General features: G+C 53.1%; 20 protein-coding genes. 13 read left to right on the top strand and 7 right to left on the bottom strand.

The features are described 5' to 3' along the window. Positions 1-29: 29 nt before the first annotated feature. Positions 30-344 carry a thioredoxin family protein gene (locus KNP78_RS00190; protein ID WP_214823093.1) on the bottom strand — a complete coding sequence of 105 codons (315 nt, stop codon included), beginning with the start codon at positions 342-344 and terminating at the stop codon, positions 30-32. A 127-nt stretch (positions 345-471) separates the two neighbouring features. Here KNP78_RS00190 and KNP78_RS00185 point away from each other — a divergent pair, with 127 nt between their 5' ends. After that, positions 472-1,011 carry a PadR family transcriptional regulator gene (locus KNP78_RS00185; protein ID WP_034777872.1) on the top strand — a complete coding sequence of 180 codons (540 nt, stop codon included), beginning with the start codon at positions 472-474 and terminating at the stop codon, positions 1,009-1,011. 3 nt (positions 1,012-1,014) lie between these two features. On the opposite strand, the gene KNP78_RS00180 is transcribed toward KNP78_RS00185, so the two are convergent. Further along, positions 1,015-1,845, bottom strand: coding sequence for an aldo/keto reductase (locus KNP78_RS00180; RefSeq protein WP_240731321.1), 831 nt, complete (start codon positions 1,843-1,845; stop codon positions 1,015-1,017). A gap of 76 nt (positions 1,846-1,921) precedes the next feature. Between KNP78_RS00180 and KNP78_RS00175 the strand changes: the two genes are divergently transcribed. Together KNP78_RS00175 and fur are read left to right on the top strand one after the other, a co-directional pair. Then, positions 1,922-2,452, top strand: coding sequence for an NUDIX domain-containing protein (locus tag KNP78_RS00175; protein WP_138859318.1), 531 nt, complete (start codon positions 1,922-1,924; stop codon positions 2,450-2,452). A 112-nt stretch (positions 2,453-2,564) separates the two neighbouring features. Then, positions 2,565-3,044 (top strand): ferric iron uptake transcriptional regulator, encoded by a 480-nt coding sequence (gene fur / locus KNP78_RS00170; RefSeq protein WP_024371580.1) that lies wholly within the window; start codon positions 2,565-2,567, stop codon positions 3,042-3,044. Positions 3,045-3,090: 46 nt separating this feature from the next. Here the strand turns inward: fur and KNP78_RS00165 are convergent, their stop codons facing one another. Genes KNP78_RS00165 through KNP78_RS00150 form a run of 4 tightly spaced genes read right to left on the bottom strand, consistent with a single transcriptional unit; the run spans position 3,091 to position 6,502 of the window. Continuing rightward, entirely contained in the window at positions 3,091-3,927 is an 837-nt protein-coding gene (locus KNP78_RS00165; RefSeq protein ID WP_214823092.1) for a Cof-type HAD-IIB family hydrolase, read from the bottom strand. Positions 3,928-3,939: 12 nt separating this feature from the next. Continuing rightward, positions 3,940-4,320 (bottom strand): VOC family protein, encoded by a 381-nt coding sequence (locus tag KNP78_RS00160; protein ID WP_214712621.1) that lies wholly within the window; start codon positions 4,318-4,320, stop codon positions 3,940-3,942. Then, entirely contained in the window at positions 4,317-5,498 is a 1,182-nt protein-coding gene (locus KNP78_RS00155) for an MFS transporter (RefSeq protein ID WP_214823091.1), read from the bottom strand. The genes KNP78_RS00160 and KNP78_RS00155 overlap by 4 nt, the downstream gene beginning before the upstream one ends. A gap of 11 nt (positions 5,499-5,509) precedes the next feature. Further along, complete coding sequence (locus tag KNP78_RS00150) at positions 5,510-6,502, bottom strand: ROK family transcriptional regulator (RefSeq protein ID WP_214823090.1); 993 nt, start codon at positions 6,500-6,502, stop codon at positions 5,510-5,512. Between the two features lie 225 nt (positions 6,503-6,727). On the opposite strand from KNP78_RS00150, the gene xerD reads away from it, so the two are divergent. The 6 genes from xerD (at position 6,728) to KNP78_RS00120 (ending at position 11,956) form a co-directional block, all read left to right on the top strand. Next, complete coding sequence (gene xerD / locus KNP78_RS00145) at positions 6,728-7,612, top strand: site-specific tyrosine recombinase XerD (RefSeq protein ID WP_034777856.1); 885 nt, start codon at positions 6,728-6,730, stop codon at positions 7,610-7,612. A gap of 23 nt (positions 7,613-7,635) precedes the next feature. Further along, positions 7,636-8,802, top strand: coding sequence for a phosphopentomutase (deoB, locus tag KNP78_RS00140; protein WP_131471227.1), 1,167 nt, complete (start codon positions 7,636-7,638; stop codon positions 8,800-8,802). A 13-nt stretch (positions 8,803-8,815) separates the two neighbouring features. Further along, positions 8,816-9,625, top strand: coding sequence for a purine-nucleoside phosphorylase (locus tag KNP78_RS00135; protein WP_034777854.1), 810 nt, complete (start codon positions 8,816-8,818; stop codon positions 9,623-9,625). Positions 9,626-9,653: 28 nt separating this feature from the next. Continuing rightward, complete coding sequence (locus KNP78_RS00130; protein WP_131471226.1) at positions 9,654-10,955, top strand: pyrimidine-nucleoside phosphorylase; 1,302 nt, start codon at positions 9,654-9,656, stop codon at positions 10,953-10,955. 114 nt (positions 10,956-11,069) lie between these two features. Then, complete coding sequence (locus KNP78_RS00125; protein ID WP_029334855.1) at positions 11,070-11,510, top strand: peptidylprolyl isomerase; 441 nt, start codon at positions 11,070-11,072, stop codon at positions 11,508-11,510. Positions 11,511-11,599: 89 nt separating this feature from the next. Then, positions 11,600-11,956 carry a GNAT family N-acetyltransferase gene (locus KNP78_RS00120; protein WP_034777852.1) on the top strand — a complete coding sequence of 119 codons (357 nt, stop codon included), beginning with the start codon at positions 11,600-11,602 and terminating at the stop codon, positions 11,954-11,956. Between the two features lie 12 nt (positions 11,957-11,968). Here KNP78_RS00120 and KNP78_RS00115 read toward each other — a convergent pair whose 3' ends face one another. Then, entirely contained in the window at positions 11,969-12,439 is a 471-nt protein-coding gene (locus KNP78_RS00115) for a DUF309 domain-containing protein (protein WP_029595323.1), read from the bottom strand. A 78-nt stretch (positions 12,440-12,517) separates the two neighbouring features. On the opposite strand from KNP78_RS00115, the gene KNP78_RS00110 reads away from it, so the two are divergent. From KNP78_RS00110 to KNP78_RS00095, 4 genes are all read left to right on the top strand, one after another. Continuing rightward, a complete protein-coding gene (locus tag KNP78_RS00110) occupies positions 12,518-13,285 on the top strand; it encodes a segregation and condensation protein A (protein ID WP_029595324.1) in 768 nt (255 codons plus the stop codon). Then, positions 13,263-13,856 (top strand): SMC-Scp complex subunit ScpB, encoded by a 594-nt coding sequence (gene scpB, locus KNP78_RS00105; RefSeq protein WP_029595325.1) that lies wholly within the window; start codon positions 13,263-13,265, stop codon positions 13,854-13,856. The genes KNP78_RS00110 and scpB overlap by 23 nt, the downstream gene beginning before the upstream one ends. Next, entirely contained in the window at positions 13,857-14,615 is a 759-nt protein-coding gene (locus KNP78_RS00100; protein WP_029595326.1) for a pseudouridine synthase, read from the top strand. It begins immediately after the preceding gene. Between the two features lie 136 nt (positions 14,616-14,751). Continuing rightward, positions 14,752-15,333, top strand: a complete 582-nt coding sequence (locus KNP78_RS00095) for a redoxin domain-containing protein (RefSeq protein WP_029595327.1) — start codon at positions 14,752-14,754, stop codon at positions 15,331-15,333. The last annotated feature ends 9 nt before the right edge of the window (positions 15,334-15,342 follow it).

Raw genomic sequence — 15,342 nt, 5'->3', positions numbered from 1 at the left:
AAAGACGACCACGACGGCCGTCTTTTTGTTTACGCGTTCAACGTATCGAGGAACGAGCGGATTTGCATCTCCGTCTTGGCGTTCGCCGAGTGGAGGTGTTCTTGTTTGAAGCCTTCTTGATAGAAAAGAAGTGAGGGGATGCCTCGGACTTCTTGCGCGTCCGACAGTTCAGGCAACTCGTCGCGGTCGACGACGTACCAGTTGAACTGCGGATAATCTTTGACTAGTTCGTCGACGTACATATCAAGACGACGGCAGTCGGGACACCATGATGTCGTAAAGATGACCATACCTTTATTTTGGATGGCCTCTTGGAATTGTTGATCAGATTGGATCGGTTTCATAAAAATCTCTCCCTTCACATATATTGTCTGTGTATTCGTAACGGGCGTCAACCGATTGGCATTCTCGGTCGTATCGCAATATGTGATACACTTATAAAAATAGAACCGCAAGGGATAGGTGATGGTTATGGCGTTACGTCATGCACTACTCGGGTTATTGACCCATCAACCCGCTACCGGCTATGCCTTGAACGCGACGTTCAAAGCACAAATGATTCATTTTTGGCACGCCCATCATACACAGATTTATCGCGAACTGTTAAAGATGGAAGACGAATCACTCGTCTCCTCTGAGCACGTCGCTCAACATGACTTACCGGATAAAAAGATTTATTCAATCACCGAGGCGGGACGTCAAGAGCTAATCGACTGGCTCCGGCAACCGACCTCGTACCAACCGAAGATGAAAGATGAGAACTTGCTACGGGTCAGCCTCCTGCAACTACTCCCGCTCGACGAGGCGATCCGTTACGTCGAGGAGACGAAAGCGCATCATGAACAAGTCGCTCATCAGATTCGGGCGTTTCAAGCGGCGCACCAGTCCGAGGCTGACACGCTCGGTTATTTACTGACGAGCGAGTACGCCATCCGGATGATGGAAAATTACGCCGGTTGGGCTGATTGGGCCATCGAACAGATGAAACAGCGAGACAAACATGCGACCTGACGTTCAGGTCGCATGTTTTGTGTAGGGTTGGACCGGCAGCCGGTTCAACAGATCGTCGAGTTTGTGCGAATCGACGGCGTATTGATGAGCGGCGATCAAGTCGTTCAATTGGTCGACCGAGGACGCGCCCGGTAGGACGACGGCACATGTCCGCTCCGCGGCTGCGAGGGCGTACGCTTGAATCGGTTCGGGAATCGTCGGCATCAAGTCGCGCAACTCCGCTTCAGTCCACGATTCAAAGCCCTTCTCCGACAAGCGGGCAGACCATTCGTCGGTCAGTATGCCTTTGGCGAGCGGACCGCGCCCGACGATCGGGATGTCGAGTTCGAGCGTTTCGATGCGGCGGTCGAGCAGGGAGTACGGGGTCATCAAGACATCGAGCTCTCCGTGTTCGAGCCAGTAGCGGATGACGTTCGGGCGAATCGAGGACAGTCCGATTTGGCGGATGGCGCCAGCTTGTTTCTGTCGACGCATGAAATCGATTGTCGCGTCCAGGTCGTCTTCCATCGTGCCGCCATGAACGTAATATAAATCCAAGTAATCTGTCTGTAAGCGTTCGAGAGAATCGTGTAGGGCCTGTTCTAAATAGGAGGGGGCTGGATTCCAACGCATTCCGTCCCCTGTCCATTGATTCCCGCCTTTACTGGTCAAGAACAGTTCGTTCCGGCGACCGGCGAACGTCGAGCCGACGAGTTTTTCGACTTCGAAGTGGTCATAGACGTCGGCCGTATCAAAGTGGCGGATGCCAGCCGCATAGGCGGCCTCTAAAATCTGTCGCGCTTCCGCCTCGCCATGTTTCAAAATCGACATAGTTCCTAATCCTAACTCTGCCATTGATAATTCCTCCTTGTTCCGTCTGTCAATATGAATCATAATTACAGTATATAGGAAAAGGTGAGGGGTACATACAATGGAAGAGAAAACGATTGAACGGGAAGTCATTTACGAAGGAAAGATCTTTAACGTGGAGAAGCACGTCGTGTCACTCCCGAACGGAGGGACGTCGGTCCGCGAACTCGTCTATCACAACGGGGCCGTCGCCGTCCTCGTCGTCGATGAAGACGACCGCATCGTCCTCGTCGAGCAGTACCGGAAAGCGTTCGAATCGATGTCGCTCGAAATTCCGGCCGGAAAATTGGAAGTTGGTGAGGAACCGCTTGCGAGCGCGAAGCGCGAGCTCGAAGAAGAGACCGGTTATACGGCCGAGAATCTTGAAAAAATCTTCTCGTTTTACGGGGCACCCGGCTTTTGTAGCGAACGGGTCGACGTCTACGTCGCACGCGGCTTGACGGCCGGTGTGATGAACCTCGATGAAGATGAATTTTTACAAGTCCAACGCTTTACGTTCGACGAGGCGGTCGACTTGTTAGCGAGCGGACGAATCACCGACGCGAAGACGATCATGGCGATTCAATGGTGGCAATTATCTAAATTGAAATGATTCTAAACTAGAGTGACATATGTTACACTTACATAGGAATCATTTTAATTTGAAAAACCGAACGAACTTCGGTATGCTTTGAATAGTGAATTATGCAAAGAGGGGGCGCCTTATGGAAACGCGAATTGAACGGATCAAACAGCAATTGAGCGCCAAAGGATATAAATTGACACCGCAACGAGAATCGACGGTCCGCATCTTACTTGAGAATGAAACGGATCATTTGAGTGCGGAGAACGTCTTCATGCTCGTCAAAGGCATCGCTCCGGAAATCGGGCTCGCGACGGTTTACCGGACGCTCGAGCTTTTGACCGAGCTCGGTGTCGTCGACAAAGTCAACTTCGGTGACGGCGTTGCCCGTTTCGACCTCAGACCAGAAGGCGCGAACCATTCGCACCATCATCTCGTCTGTGTCGAGTGCGGTTCGGTCGAGGAGATCATGGAAGACTTGCTCGTCGACGTTGAGAAGAAAGTCGAAAGCAAATACGAATTTTTAATCAAAGACCATCGCTTGACGTTTCACGGCATCTGTAAAGTGTGCCAAGCTAAAGGCGTCACGCTTGAGGGTCATAAAGCAGTCATCAACGGATAAAGCAAGACAGGCAGCCTCTTAAAGGCTGCCTGTCTTTTGTATGTCGTCACATCGTCAAATAACGGGACAAGCCGGTGGCGATGCCATCGTGATTGTTCGACAGCGTGATTTCGTTCGCAATAGCCTTGATGTCTTCGACGGCGTTGTCCATCGCGACCCCGATGCCGGCATACTCGATGATGGAGCGGTCGTTATGGCCGTCCCCGAACGCGATGACGTGCTCGCGGTCAATCCCAATCTCCCGGAACACGTGATCGAGTGCCCGGGCCTTGTCGATTCCGAGATCCGTGAACTCATAGTACATGGCTGCCGTGAACATGCCCGTCACGCGGTCCGTGAACGGTCCGGCGAGCGAGGCGGCATGGGCCTGTAGATAGTCCGGCTGTCCGGCGACGAGGATTTTATAGATCGGGAAGGTGATGGCGTCGGCGAGTCGCGGCTCTTCCCGCAATTGGAATCGTCCGCCGCGCGACTCATACTCGATGATATTGAACGGCTTACCATTTAACTCGAGCATGCCGCTGAAGACGTCATTAACGTACATATACGTCTCGTCATTGATCATCGGGATGACGTCGAATCCGGTCAAATGATCCAAGATGGCAATCGCGTCGTCCTGATTGATGGCCTGTTCGAACAGCGTCTCGTTCGTTCTGGCATCGGTCACACATGCCCCGTTCGAGGAGACGAGGAGACCGCCATACTCGTGGAGTCGGAGCTCGTCGGCGAACGGTTCGATGCCCCGTTTCGGTCGGCCCGAGGCGAGGACGACTTTGACACCCTCGTCCTGCAAATCGAGGAGCGTCTGTTTCGTTTGGGGTGAGATGAGTTTTTGATCGTTCAATAGCGTTCCGTCGAGGTCTAATAAGATGGCTTTGATCATGGTGTCGTCTCCTTATATGGTCAATTCGAGTTTGTTTTGTTCCGGATCGAGGAAGACGCTCTCGTAATAGCCGTCCCCGGTCGTCCGCGGACCATCGACAAGCGGATAGCCGTCGGCCTCGAGCCGTCGCGTCAACGTGTCGACCGCTACTTTGCTGCCAAGCGCGAACGCGATATGTGCGTAGCCAACCGTTTCACGAGGTGTGCCTTGGATGTCCGGGCGGCGCATCAACTCGAGTCGGCACGTCGAATCAGGGAACGTCAGGAAATACGATTCGAACTGTTTCTGTTCGTTCGTATACTTGTCGTTCGCCGTTGCCCCGAGATACGTCTCATAAAAACGGCGCATCTGTTCAAGTTCGTTCACCCAGAGGGCGACGTGTTCGATCTTCATGTGGGTTCCTCCTTTGATTGTTGCTGCATGATGACATTCAAGCGTTCCGTGTTCAAGAGCATCCCGACCATGAACAAAACGGCCACGAGCGGGAATAGACCGAGCGATGTCTGGGACACGACGAGACCGAATAGCGGTGGCAGGAACGTGCTGCCCGTGTAGGCGAACGCCATCTGGAAGCCCATCAAGCGTTTGGCCCGTTCCGCACCGAACCGCTGCGGCGTCTCATGGAGCATGCTCGGGTAAATCGGAGCTAGCCCGAGACCGATACAAATTAAGCCGATCAACATGGTTTCAGTCGTCGGAATGAGAAACACGAGGCTACCGATTAAGGCGAGGGTTTGCCCGAGTCGGATCATCTGTCGATTCGTGAAGCGGAATGACAGGAACCCGCTCAAGAAACGCCCGAGCGTGATGCTGCCGTAATAGATCGATACCCACGTCGCGGCCGTCGCGACCGTAAACTGTTTCATCTGGACGAGGTAACTGCTGGCCCACAGTCCGATGAGCGCTTCAATGCCGCAATAAAGCAGGAACGTGGCTAGTGCATACGAGACGCCTTTCGGCAGTTTTCGATCGAGCGCGGTCACGGCCGTCTCTTGTCGTTCGAGCGAGGAGGGTTCCGTTTTGACTTCGCGCTTCCAGAGCGGGAACGACAGGAGCAAGATGAAGGCGAGCGCGAACTGAATCAACGCGACAATCAAATAGCCATCGCGCCAACCGTTCTCCGTCAAGACGCCGGCCATGACGAGCGGTCCGCCCGTCGCTCCGACGCCCCAAAAACAATGGAGCCAGTTCATATGGTGCGCCTTATAGTTTTCCGCGACGTAATGGTTGAGCGCGGCATCGACCGCGCCGGCGCCAAGTCCGAGCGGAATCGATAGGACAAACAGCCAAATCAAGGACGGGGCCGCGTAAAAACCGAGCAGACACAGAGCCGTCACGAGCCCGGAGCCGAATGTGACTTGTTTCGTATCGAACCGTTCGAGCAATCGGCCACTGAGCAGGCTCGATAAAATCGTCCCCGCGGCGATGGTCATAAAAATCCATCCGGCCATCGAAATCGGGGCGTTGAACTCGACGTGCATCAACGGCCAACCGACACCGAGCAAGGCGTCGGGCAGACCGAGACTGATAAAAGCGATGTAAATCACGGCCAATAATAAAAATCCTGTCATGGTACACCTCTTCAAATTGATTCAAGCATTAACCCGACGCAACGTCGAGCCAAGCCTGCAAAATAATCTTCCTCCCAGTTGCCAATCAATAAATCTGGCATGTGAGCCACCGGAATGTGACGCTGGCAAGCATGCCTGATTGCCTCCAACTCAGGATCGACGAGATCGACATCCGAAAAAATGATGGCGTTCGGATTCAGCGTCGCGGTGAACGTCGCGACAAGCCGACCGAGCGCATCGAAAGCGGAATCCGAAAGCGGGGTCGCTCGCTCGCTCTCCATCCGATTATGAAACGTCGAGTCGTCGTAAAGGGGTAAAAACGAGATTTCCCCGCTGAATCCCGTCTTGCCGCGGATGAGCTGTCCATTGATGAGAATCCCGGCACCGGGTCCGTTCTTTCCTAAATAGATGTAGACGATAGATTGGTCACCGGCGAGTTCGTGCGTGTGTCCGTATCCATAGACGGCAGCGTTCATATCGTTCTCGATGACGGTAGGGCGATTGGAACGCGACTCGATCCAACTTTTCAAGTCGAGGTGTGCGAACGTCGGATAGTCCGGGGCGAAGATGACCGTCCCATCTGCGACGGCCGCTGCGACACCGATGGAGATCGCGCTCACATCGGGGGTTCGGTCCAACTGTCGGTCGAGCACCGAGCCGAGCGCACCGAGGTGGTCCCCGTCTAGAATCACTTGCGTCCCGTCGTCGATCGTCGTACCGATGCTATCGATGACACGATAGCGGACGACCGACTTCTCGACGTATAGCGTCAATCCGTGCGTGAACCGCTCATTATAGATGTAACGTTTGGCTGGGCGACCACCGCGTGAATCCTCAAAACCTTGTTCAAACACTTCACCGGCCTCCATCAACTGCTCCAACTGCTTCTTGACGGTCGGAAAACTGAGCCGGGTCGCTTCTGAGATGGCGGCGATGGTCGAATGACCGGATAAGACGAGTTGACGTCTGACGGCGACCGTCAGATTAGTAATGGTCTGGTCCATGGACGACTCCTTTCAAACTTTTTAAATCATTTTAATAAGTCGACTTGAGTGTACCAAATCATGATGAGATTTGTAAGCCCTCAATCGAAATATATGCGTGAAAACCTCACCAATTCCTGTCACAAAAAAGCTTTAAAAAAAATGAGGTCAGACGTCTTCACAACGGTTTACATAAGTGATATGATGTAAGCGTATTCAGGTGTAGCGAGGAAGGAGGGGGATGTCATGCGTTCGCAAGTCGAGTCATTTTTGCAGTACATGACGGTTGAAAAACGAATGTCCACGAACACGAGACAAGCCTATGCGAGCGATTTGACCCAGTACTTATCGACACTCACCCAACTCGGGGTGACAGAATGGAATGAAGTCACGCGGGCACACATCGTCAAACATATGGAAGAGTTATCGCAAGCCGGTCGGGCTGCTTCATCACTCCGACGGGCCGTCAGTTCGATTCGGACGTTCCATCATCATTTGAAGATGACAGGTGGTGCAACGACTGACCCGGCACTTTATTTGGAGACGCCGAAAGCGGAACGGCATCTGCCGGACACGTGGTCTCAAGATGAAGTTGAACGGTTGCTCGACAGTGTGCCGACGTCAGACCCGCTCGCGCTCCGTGATCGGGCCATGCTCGAACTGCTCTACGGCACGGGGATGCGCGTCAGCGAACTTCTTGGGCTCGATTTGGATGATTTACAGTTCGAATTGGGGTATCTACAGTGTGAAGGCAAAGGCGAGAGCGCCCGGATCATCCCGGTGTCATCGGTCGCCCAAGGTTTTGTCGAACGCTATATCCAACAGGCCCGCAACGGGCTCGGCGGTCGGGAGACCGAGGCGTTGTTCTTGAACGGGCGCGGCGGAAGGCTCAGCCGTCAAGGGTTCTGGAAGATGATCAAACGACGGGCCAAGGAGGCCGGTATCCAAAAAGAGATCACGCCACACGTGCTCCGTCATTCGTTCGCGACACACTTGCTCGAGAACGGGGCCGATCTTCGGGCCATCCAACAGATGCTCGGGCATGCTGACCTCTCCACGACTCAAATCTACACACACGTCAATAAGGCACGACTCCACGATGTCTATCGAAAACATCATCCGCGTGCGTAAAGACACTAAAGGAGGAACTTTTTGTGAAGAAATTTAAACGTATTTTCTTGGTCGTCATGGACTCGGTCGGGATTGGGGAAGCCCCAGATGCCGACCAGTTCGGAGACGTCGGTTCAGACACGCTCGGGCATATCGCTCGTGAACACGGTGGGTTGAACATGCCGAATATGGGCCGCCTCGGGCTGTCGAACATCAAGCCGATCGACGGCATCGAAGTGTCGACGACACCGAGCGCCTACGGTCGCATGGAAGAAATCTCGGCTGGGAAAGACACGATGACGGGCCACTGGGAGATCATGGGCCTTCATATCGATACGCCTTTCCGTGTGTTCGAAGAATTCCCGGACGATTTGATCGACCGACTCAAAGAGTTCAGCGGACGCGACATCATCGGCAATAAACCGGCATCAGGGACAGAGATCTTGGATGAGCTCGGCGAAGAGCACGTCAAGACAGGTGCCTTGATTGTCTACACATCAGCTGACTCGGTACTCCAAATCGCGGCGCACGAAGAAGTCGTCCCGCTCGACGAGTTGTACCGCATCTGCGAATACGCCCGTGAAATCACGCGCGAAGACCCGTACATGCTCGGTCGCATTATCGCCCGTCCGTTCCTCGGAACACCTGGCGCTTGGGTCCGGACATCGAACCGCCACGACTACGCGCTCAAGCCGTTCGGCAAGACGGTCATGAACACGCTTGAGACAGCTGGGAAAGATGTCATCGCCCTCGGGAAAATCAGCGACATTTATGACGGCGAAGGCGTCACGAAAGCGATTCGGACGAAATCGAACATGGATGGGATGGACAAACTCGTCGAATCGCTCGATGAAGAGTTCGAAGGTCTCTGCTTCTTGAACCTCGTCGACTTTGACGCACTCTTCGGTCACCGCCGTGACCCAGAAGGCTATGCGATCGCGCTTGAAGAGTACGACGCCCGTCTGCCGGAAGTGATGGAGAAGTTGCGTGAAGACGACTTGCTCATCATCACGGCCGACCACGGGAACGACCCGACGGCACCAGGAACGGACCATACGCGTGAATATGTGCCGCTCATCGTCCATCATCACGGTTCGACAGCGGTCGACCTCGGCATCCGCGGAACGTTCGCCGATATCGGCGCCACAGTGGCCGATAACTTCGACGTCGATGCACCAGCACACGGAAAGAGTTTCTTAAACGAAATTTGAGGAGGCATTACTCATGGTAAATTGGAACGAAACAAAGGCATTTTTACAGGAACGCATGAACGGAACACCAGAAATCGGACTCATTCTTGGCTCAGGTCTCGGCGTCCTCGCGGATGAAATCGAGAACGCGGTGAAAATCCCTTATGAGGACATCCCGCACTTCCCGGTATCGACCGTCGAAGGTCACGCCGGCCAACTCGTCTTCGGGGACCTCGAAGGAAAACGCGTCGTCGCGATGCAAGGACGGTTCCACTTCTATGAAGGCTACTCAATGGAACAAGTCACGTTCCCGGTCCGCGTCCTCAAATTGATTGGTGTCGAGACGCTCATCGTCACGAATGCGGCCGGTGCTTGCAACGAGTCGTTCAACCCAGGGGACTTGATGATCATTACGGATCACATCAACTTCTTCGGTACGAGCCCTCTCATCGGTAAGAACGCGAGCGACTTCGGAACACGTTTCCCGGACATGTCAGAAGCGTACGATAAAGAGCTCGTCACATTGACGGAAGGCGTCGCCACAAAACTTGGACTTTCTGTTCAAAAAGGCGTCTACTTCGGGAACACGGGTCCGACTTACGAGACACCGGCCGAAGTCAAGATGGCTCGCCTGCTCGGAGGCGACGTCGTCGGCATGTCGACGGTGCCTGAAGTCATCGTGGCCCGTCACTCAGATATGCGAGTGCTCGGCATCTCGTGCGTGTCAAACATGGCAGCCGGGATTTTAGATCAACCGCTCAACCATGAAGAAGTCATCGAGACGACAGAACGCGTCCGCCAAGACTTCCTTTCACTCGTACGCGGCACGATTCAAAGCATGTAACCACTACCCAATTAGGAGGACGAAACTTATGCGCATGGTCGATTTGATTTTGAAAAAACGTAACGGTGGCGAATTGAACGAAGAGGAGATTCGCTTCATCATCGAAGGCTTCACGAACGAGACGATTCCTGATTATCAGATGTCGGCCCTTTCGATGGCGATTTACTTTAACGGCATGACAGAGAAAGAGACGGCGGCCTTGACGATGGAGATGGTCAAGTCTGGTGACGTCATCGATTTGTCGAACATTCAAGGTAAAAAAGTTGATAAACACTCGACTGGCGGCGTCGGTGACAAAATCAGCTTAATCGTCGCTCCGCTCGTCGCGTCAATCGGGATTCCGGTCGCGAAGATGAGCGGTCGCGGTCTCGGCCACACGGGCGGGACGATCGATAAGCTTGAATCGTTCCCTGGCTTCAACGTCGAGTTGACGGAAGAACAGTTCACGAAGCAAGTAAACGATATCAAGATGTCAATCATCGGTCAGACGGGCAACTTGACGCCTGCCGACAAACGTCTTTACGCACTCCGTGACGTGACGGCGACGGTCGATTCAATCCCGCTCATCGCGAGCTCGATCATGTCGAAGAAAATCGCGGCCGGTGCCGACAGCATCGTCCTCGACGTCAAGACGGGTTCAGGCGCGTTCATGAAGTCGTTCGACGACGCGAAAGCGCTCGCTGAAGAGATGGTCGCCATCGGTAAGAACGTCGGCCGTAAGACGGTCGCCGTCATCACGGATATGGATCAGCCGCTCGGTTTCGAAATCGGGAACGCCAATGAAGTGAAAGAAGCGATTGAAGTCCTCTCGGGCAAAGACGTGACTGACTTGAAGACGATTGCCCTCACGATTGCCGGTCATATGGCGGTACTCGGCGAGTTCTATCAGACGTTCGAGGAAGCGTACGCTGACCTTGAGAAACGGATGGCCGACGGTCATGCCCTCGAAGTGTTCCGTCAGTTCGTAGCGGCACAAGGTGGCGACGCGTCGCTCGTCGATGACTTGTCGAAACTTCCGCAAGCGAAGTATGAGACGACGTTCGTCGCGAAACAAGCAGGTTACGTCGAGTCGATTATCGCTGACGAAGTCGGTGTGGCAGCGATGCTCCTCGGCGCAGGTCGGGCGACAAAAGATGATCAGCTCGACTTCGCGGCCGGTATCACGCTCGAGAAGAAAGTCGGTGACAAGGTCGAGGCCGGTGACGTGATCGCCGTGCTCCGTTCGAACAAAGAAGACATGACATCTGCGCTCGAGCGGATGGACCACGCGTACACGATCGGTGCGACAGAGCCGACGGCGCGTCCACTCGTCCACGCTGTCATCCAGTAAGCGGCAAGTCAGAACGTCTGTTTCCACAAAATAGTGGAGACAGACGGTTTTTTTTGATAGAATGGGCAATGTGTGAGTGAGAATGACAATATGAACATAAAGGGGTAACTTTTCATGAAAAAAGGATCTATGAAATTAGAGAACGGCGAAATGATCGAATTCGACTTGTTCCACGATGCGGCACCGATCACGGTCGACAACTTCGAGGAGCTCGCGAACAGCGGCTTCTATAACGGTTTGACGTTCCACCGGGTCATCCCAGGTTTCGTCAGCCAAGGCGGTTGCCCAGACGGGACAGGCATGGGTGGTTCAGGCAAGACGATCCCATGTGAGACATCGACATCGTTCCCATACAAACATGAAGCGGGTTCGCTTTCAATGGCACACGCCGGACGCAACACGGGCTCGTCACAGTTCTTCATCGTCCATGAGCCACAACCACATCTCGACGGTGTCCACACGGTCTTCGGAAAAGTGACGTCTGGCCTTGAGCACGCGGTCAAACTTCGTCAAGGCACGAAGATGGCCGAAGTTAAAGTTTGGGACGAGAATTGATTTCTGCCTGAACGTTATGGCACAATGAGCCATGTCTCTCACGTGTTCACTTAGTGAAACATGAATGACTAAAGGTGGTGAAACCAGCAATGCTGGTGAAATACAAACAATCGTACGAAAAGACGGCAATGGGCTTGCTCGCGTTCTCATGTAGCGACAAATCTCCGCTCGCCTTGCTCGAACTCGTCCGGTCCTACGAAGAAGACCCTGCCAAATTCCTCTATCTGTGGAGAGTCGGGGAAGACTTCGTCGGGATCATCGGGATGGAGCAACAAGAGACGACGATGTTCATCCATCATATCGCGCTGTCTCCGTCGTTCCGCGGCGAGAAGCGTTCTTACGAATTGCTCGATGAGACCCGGAACTTATTGCCGCTCGACTTGACGCTTGTCGGTCAAGGCAAAACCGGTGACTTGCTCGATAAATGGAACCAAGTCGTCATTTAAAAAAAGCTAGGCTCAGCGCCTAGCTTTTTTACGTGCCTCAAGCGCCCGGAGCCGTTCGGTGACGACGGGTGTCCGGTCTCGATACATATGTTTATGGACGAGCTCGTCAAACGTCAAAGTGGTCGGTTCGAAGGCGGGCTTCAAACGCTCGATGCGTTGTCGTGTCGCTTCATTGAGCGGAAGCGCCTCCGGGAGCGGCCAACGCTCCAAGTCACGGGCAAACGTCGCGGTATCGATTCCGAGGGCTTCGAGTTCGGTCACGGCCAACGTGAGCTTCTGCTGTAACGCTGCGATACTCTTTTTTGCACCGGGCGTGTTACCGCGACGGGCATGGTAGTGGGCAACGGCGTATTGAATCAAGGCAGCGTAACCGAGATCCTCTCGCCCCCCGTCCTGCCATGCTTCTTCAAGCACTTCGTGGCACTCGAAATAATCGGCATGACATTCAAATAAGAGCGTATACTGGATAAAAGGCGTCGACATCAAATTTCTCCTTTCGTGGTCACGGTACTACAAAACATGTTATACTAAAGCGCAAAAATGTAAATGGCAGGTGTCTCTATGGAAGCGTACAACGTCAAAATCGATACGTTCGAAGGCCCGCTTGACCTGTTGCTCCACTTGATTGGAAAAATGGAGCTCGACATCGCAGACATCTCTGTCTCCGAGGTCACGGATCAGTATGTCGCCTATATCCGGACGATGCAAAAATTTGAACTCGATGTGGCCAGTGAATATTTGGTCATGGCGGCGACGTTGCTCCAATTGAAGAGCAAGCAACTGTTGCCACCGGTTCCAGTTGAAGAAGATGACATTCCCGACTTTGGGGAAGAACCGACCCGAGAAGGGTTGATTCGACAGTTGATTGAATATAAGGCGTATAAAGAAGCGGTCGTATTCATGCGCGAGCAAGAAGAGTCTCGCCTCGAACTGTATAGCCGTCCCGGTGAGGATTTGACGCGCTACATGTCCGACCTCGTCCAGCCGTATGACGGTCCACTCAACTTTGCGGACTTATTACACGCCTATTCGAAAATGGTCGAACGCAAGCGGTGGAAAGAGCGTCGCAAAAAGACGATCAAACGTGAAGAACGGACGCTTGAAGAACAGATGACACGGTTGCACGATCACGTCTCGGCAAAGCGGACAACATCGTTCTTCTCGTTTTTTGAGGAACGTCCCGATGTGTCGGACCTTGTCGTCACGTTCATGGCGCTACTCGAATTGATCAAGTTGCGCGTCGTTACGACTAAACAGGAAGAGCGAGACATTCAAATCTCGTTCGTCGAATCGTCAAAGGAAAGGGATGAAGCCGTTGCTGTCTTATGAAACGATTATTGAGAGTCTATTGTTCGTCGTCGGCGAAGAAGGAATGGAAGTGCGGGCCCTCGCGGACACGCTCGACATTTCGGAAGCCGCTGCACGCGAACAGTTGAGCAAACTAGAAGCATCGTTCAAAGATTCGGGTCGTCCGTTCCAACTGATTGAATCCGCGGGCGTGTATAAGCTCGTGACGATTCCTGAAGTGTCGGAGTACATTCAACGCTACGTCGGCACGATGGCCGAACAGGCGTTATCACGTGCCGCGATGGAGACGCTCGTCATCATCGCGTACAAGCAACCGGTCACCCGGGCTGATATCGAGGAAGTCCGGGGCGTTAAAGTCGAACGTGTCATCCATACGCTGTTGTCTAAAGGATTGATTGAAGCGGCCGGCCGGGCCAAGACAATCGGCCGGGCCAAGTTATACCGGACGACCGAACATTTCCTGGACCATTTTGGATTCAATTCACTCGATGAATTGCCCCCATTAACGTTTGAAGACGAGCTCTCGGACGAAGGCGATTTGTTCTTCGGCCAGCCGTCTGCGATTACGCAAGATAGATTGGAGAATGAATAAATGGAACGTTTACAAAAAGTGATTGCCCAAGCAGGTGTCGCCTCACGGCGTAAAGCCGAAGAAATGATTTTAGATGGACGGGTGCGCGTCAACGGGAAAGTCGTGCGCGAACTCGGTACGAAAGTCGGTCCAAAGTCTGAAGTCGAGGTCGACGGTGTGAAAATCGAACAAGAAGAGCATGTTTATTATGTGCTCTACAAGCCGAGCGGTTACGTCTCGACGGTCGAAGACGATAAAGGACGGAAAGTCATCACCGATCTCGTACCACCTGGATCGCGTGTCTTCCCGGTCGGACGTCTCGACTATAACACGACGGGACTCATCATTTTAACGAATGACGGTGAGTTCTCGAACATGATGACCCATCCGAAGTTCAAGATCCCAAAACGTTATGTCGCGAAAGTGAAGAACATTCCTTCGTATATCGCGATTAAACAACTCGAGTCGGGTGTCGAACTCGATGACGGCTACAAGACGGGTAGCGCCCAAGTGAAGATGAAGACGGTCGACCATAAGAAAAACTCGGCCATCTTAGAAATCGTCATCTCGGAAGGCCATAACCGTCAAATCCGTCGCATGCTCGAAGCAGTCGGTTCAGAAGTCATCAAACTGAAACGCGAACAGTTCGGTTTCTTGACGCTCGACGGTCTCACGACGGGCGAATGGCGTGAACTGTCACGCAAGGAAGTATCGAAGCTACGTGAGCTTGCCAACCCGACCGTACCACCCGTACAACGGGGCAAGAAAAAGAAAAAATAACAACTAAAAAATCGTCCTGAGATAGGATGATTTTTTATTTTGTGGAGATTGTGTGACAAAAAGATGAAAAAAGTCTGTTAATGTGCGTTTTTGGTGTTTTTTCAGTACAATAACAACTAAAGGATGGTGTGAACTCATGACGAAAGAAACAAAGTCGGGTGATCGCATGAACCAGGCGATGGCCCATAAGAAAAAACGGTCATTTTGGCGGCTCATGATTATGACGATGGTCCTGTTCGCAGGAGCGGTCGTTATCATGCAATTGTTTGAACAAGCCGGCAACGACGGACGTATCGAGGCCGGTGACGATGCGCCGAACTTCAAGCTCGTCAGTCTTGACGGGACGACGATGGTCGAGCGTGACACATACGACGGTAAAGGGTTGCTCTTGAACTTCTGGGGCACATTCTGTGAACCGTGTGAGAAAGAGATGCCGGTCGTCCAGGATAACTATGCCGCACTCCAAGACATGGGCGTCGATTTTTGGGCGGTCAACGTCGGCGAGACACCGCTTCGGGTCGATAATTTCGTGAACGGCCTCGGCGTCAAGCTCGACTATCCGATTTTGATGGACACGCGCAGCGAAGTCGAGAAGGCGTACGGGATTTATAACTTGCCGGTCACGTTCGTCATCGATGCCGACGGCAAAGTGATTGAAAAGTACGAAGGTGAACTCACGAAAGAGAAACTGATGGAGTTGGCCGAGAAGTCATTGTAAGCGAACGGG

This window comes from Exiguobacterium sp. s28, from assembly GCF_018618135.1.
Classification (GTDB): Bacteria; Bacillota; Bacilli; order Exiguobacteriales; family Exiguobacteriaceae; genus Exiguobacterium; species Exiguobacterium mexicanum_A.
This window is presented reverse-complemented; position numbering and strand designations above follow the sequence as displayed.

Bases quoted from the DNA above. Each gene is read 5' to 3' on its own strand.
- KNP78_RS00100 (WP_029595326.1), top strand. From the start codon at position 13,857: ATGGAACGTTTACAAAAAGTGATTGCCCAAGCAGGTGTCGCCTCACGG.
- KNP78_RS00150 (WP_214823090.1), bottom strand. From the start codon at position 6,502: ATGGACCAGACCATTACTAATCTGACGGTCGCCGTCAGACGTCAACTC.
- KNP78_RS00125 (WP_029334855.1), top strand. From the start codon at position 11,070: ATGAAAAAAGGATCTATGAAATTAGAGAACGGCGAAATGATCGAATTC.
- KNP78_RS00155 (WP_214823091.1), bottom strand. From the start codon at position 5,498: ATGACAGGATTTTTATTATTGGCCGTGATTTACATCGCTTTTATCAGT.
- KNP78_RS00180 (WP_240731321.1), bottom strand. From the start codon at position 1,845: ATGGCAGAGTTAGGATTAGGAACTATGTCGATTTTGAAACATGGCGAG.
- KNP78_RS00175 (WP_138859318.1), top strand. From the start codon at position 1,922: ATGGAAGAGAAAACGATTGAACGGGAAGTCATTTACGAAGGAAAGATC.
- KNP78_RS00115 (WP_029595323.1), bottom strand. From the start codon at position 12,439: ATGTCGACGCCTTTTATCCAGTATACGCTCTTATTTGAATGTCATGCC.
- scpB (WP_029595325.1), top strand. From the start codon at position 13,263: ATGAAGCCGTTGCTGTCTTATGAAACGATTATTGAGAGTCTATTGTTC.
- fur (WP_024371580.1), top strand. From the start codon at position 2,565: ATGGAAACGCGAATTGAACGGATCAAACAGCAATTGAGCGCCAAAGGA.
- KNP78_RS00095 (WP_029595327.1), top strand. From the start codon at position 14,752: ATGACGAAAGAAACAAAGTCGGGTGATCGCATGAACCAGGCGATGGCC.
- KNP78_RS00160 (WP_214712621.1), bottom strand. From the start codon at position 4,320: ATGAAGATCGAACACGTCGCCCTCTGGGTGAACGAACTTGAACAGATG.
- KNP78_RS00110 (WP_029595324.1), top strand. From the start codon at position 12,518: ATGGAAGCGTACAACGTCAAAATCGATACGTTCGAAGGCCCGCTTGAC.
- KNP78_RS00135 (WP_034777854.1), top strand. From the start codon at position 8,816: ATGGTAAATTGGAACGAAACAAAGGCATTTTTACAGGAACGCATGAAC.
- KNP78_RS00165 (WP_214823092.1), bottom strand. From the start codon at position 3,927: ATGATCAAAGCCATCTTATTAGACCTCGACGGAACGCTATTGAACGAT.
- KNP78_RS00190 (WP_214823093.1), bottom strand. From the start codon at position 344: ATGAAACCGATCCAATCTGATCAACAATTCCAAGAGGCCATCCAAAAT.
- xerD (WP_034777856.1), top strand. From the start codon at position 6,728: ATGCGTTCGCAAGTCGAGTCATTTTTGCAGTACATGACGGTTGAAAAA.
- KNP78_RS00120 (WP_034777852.1), top strand. From the start codon at position 11,600: ATGCTGGTGAAATACAAACAATCGTACGAAAAGACGGCAATGGGCTTG.
- KNP78_RS00130 (WP_131471226.1), top strand. From the start codon at position 9,654: ATGCGCATGGTCGATTTGATTTTGAAAAAACGTAACGGTGGCGAATTG.
- KNP78_RS00185 (WP_034777872.1), top strand. From the start codon at position 472: ATGGCGTTACGTCATGCACTACTCGGGTTATTGACCCATCAACCCGCT.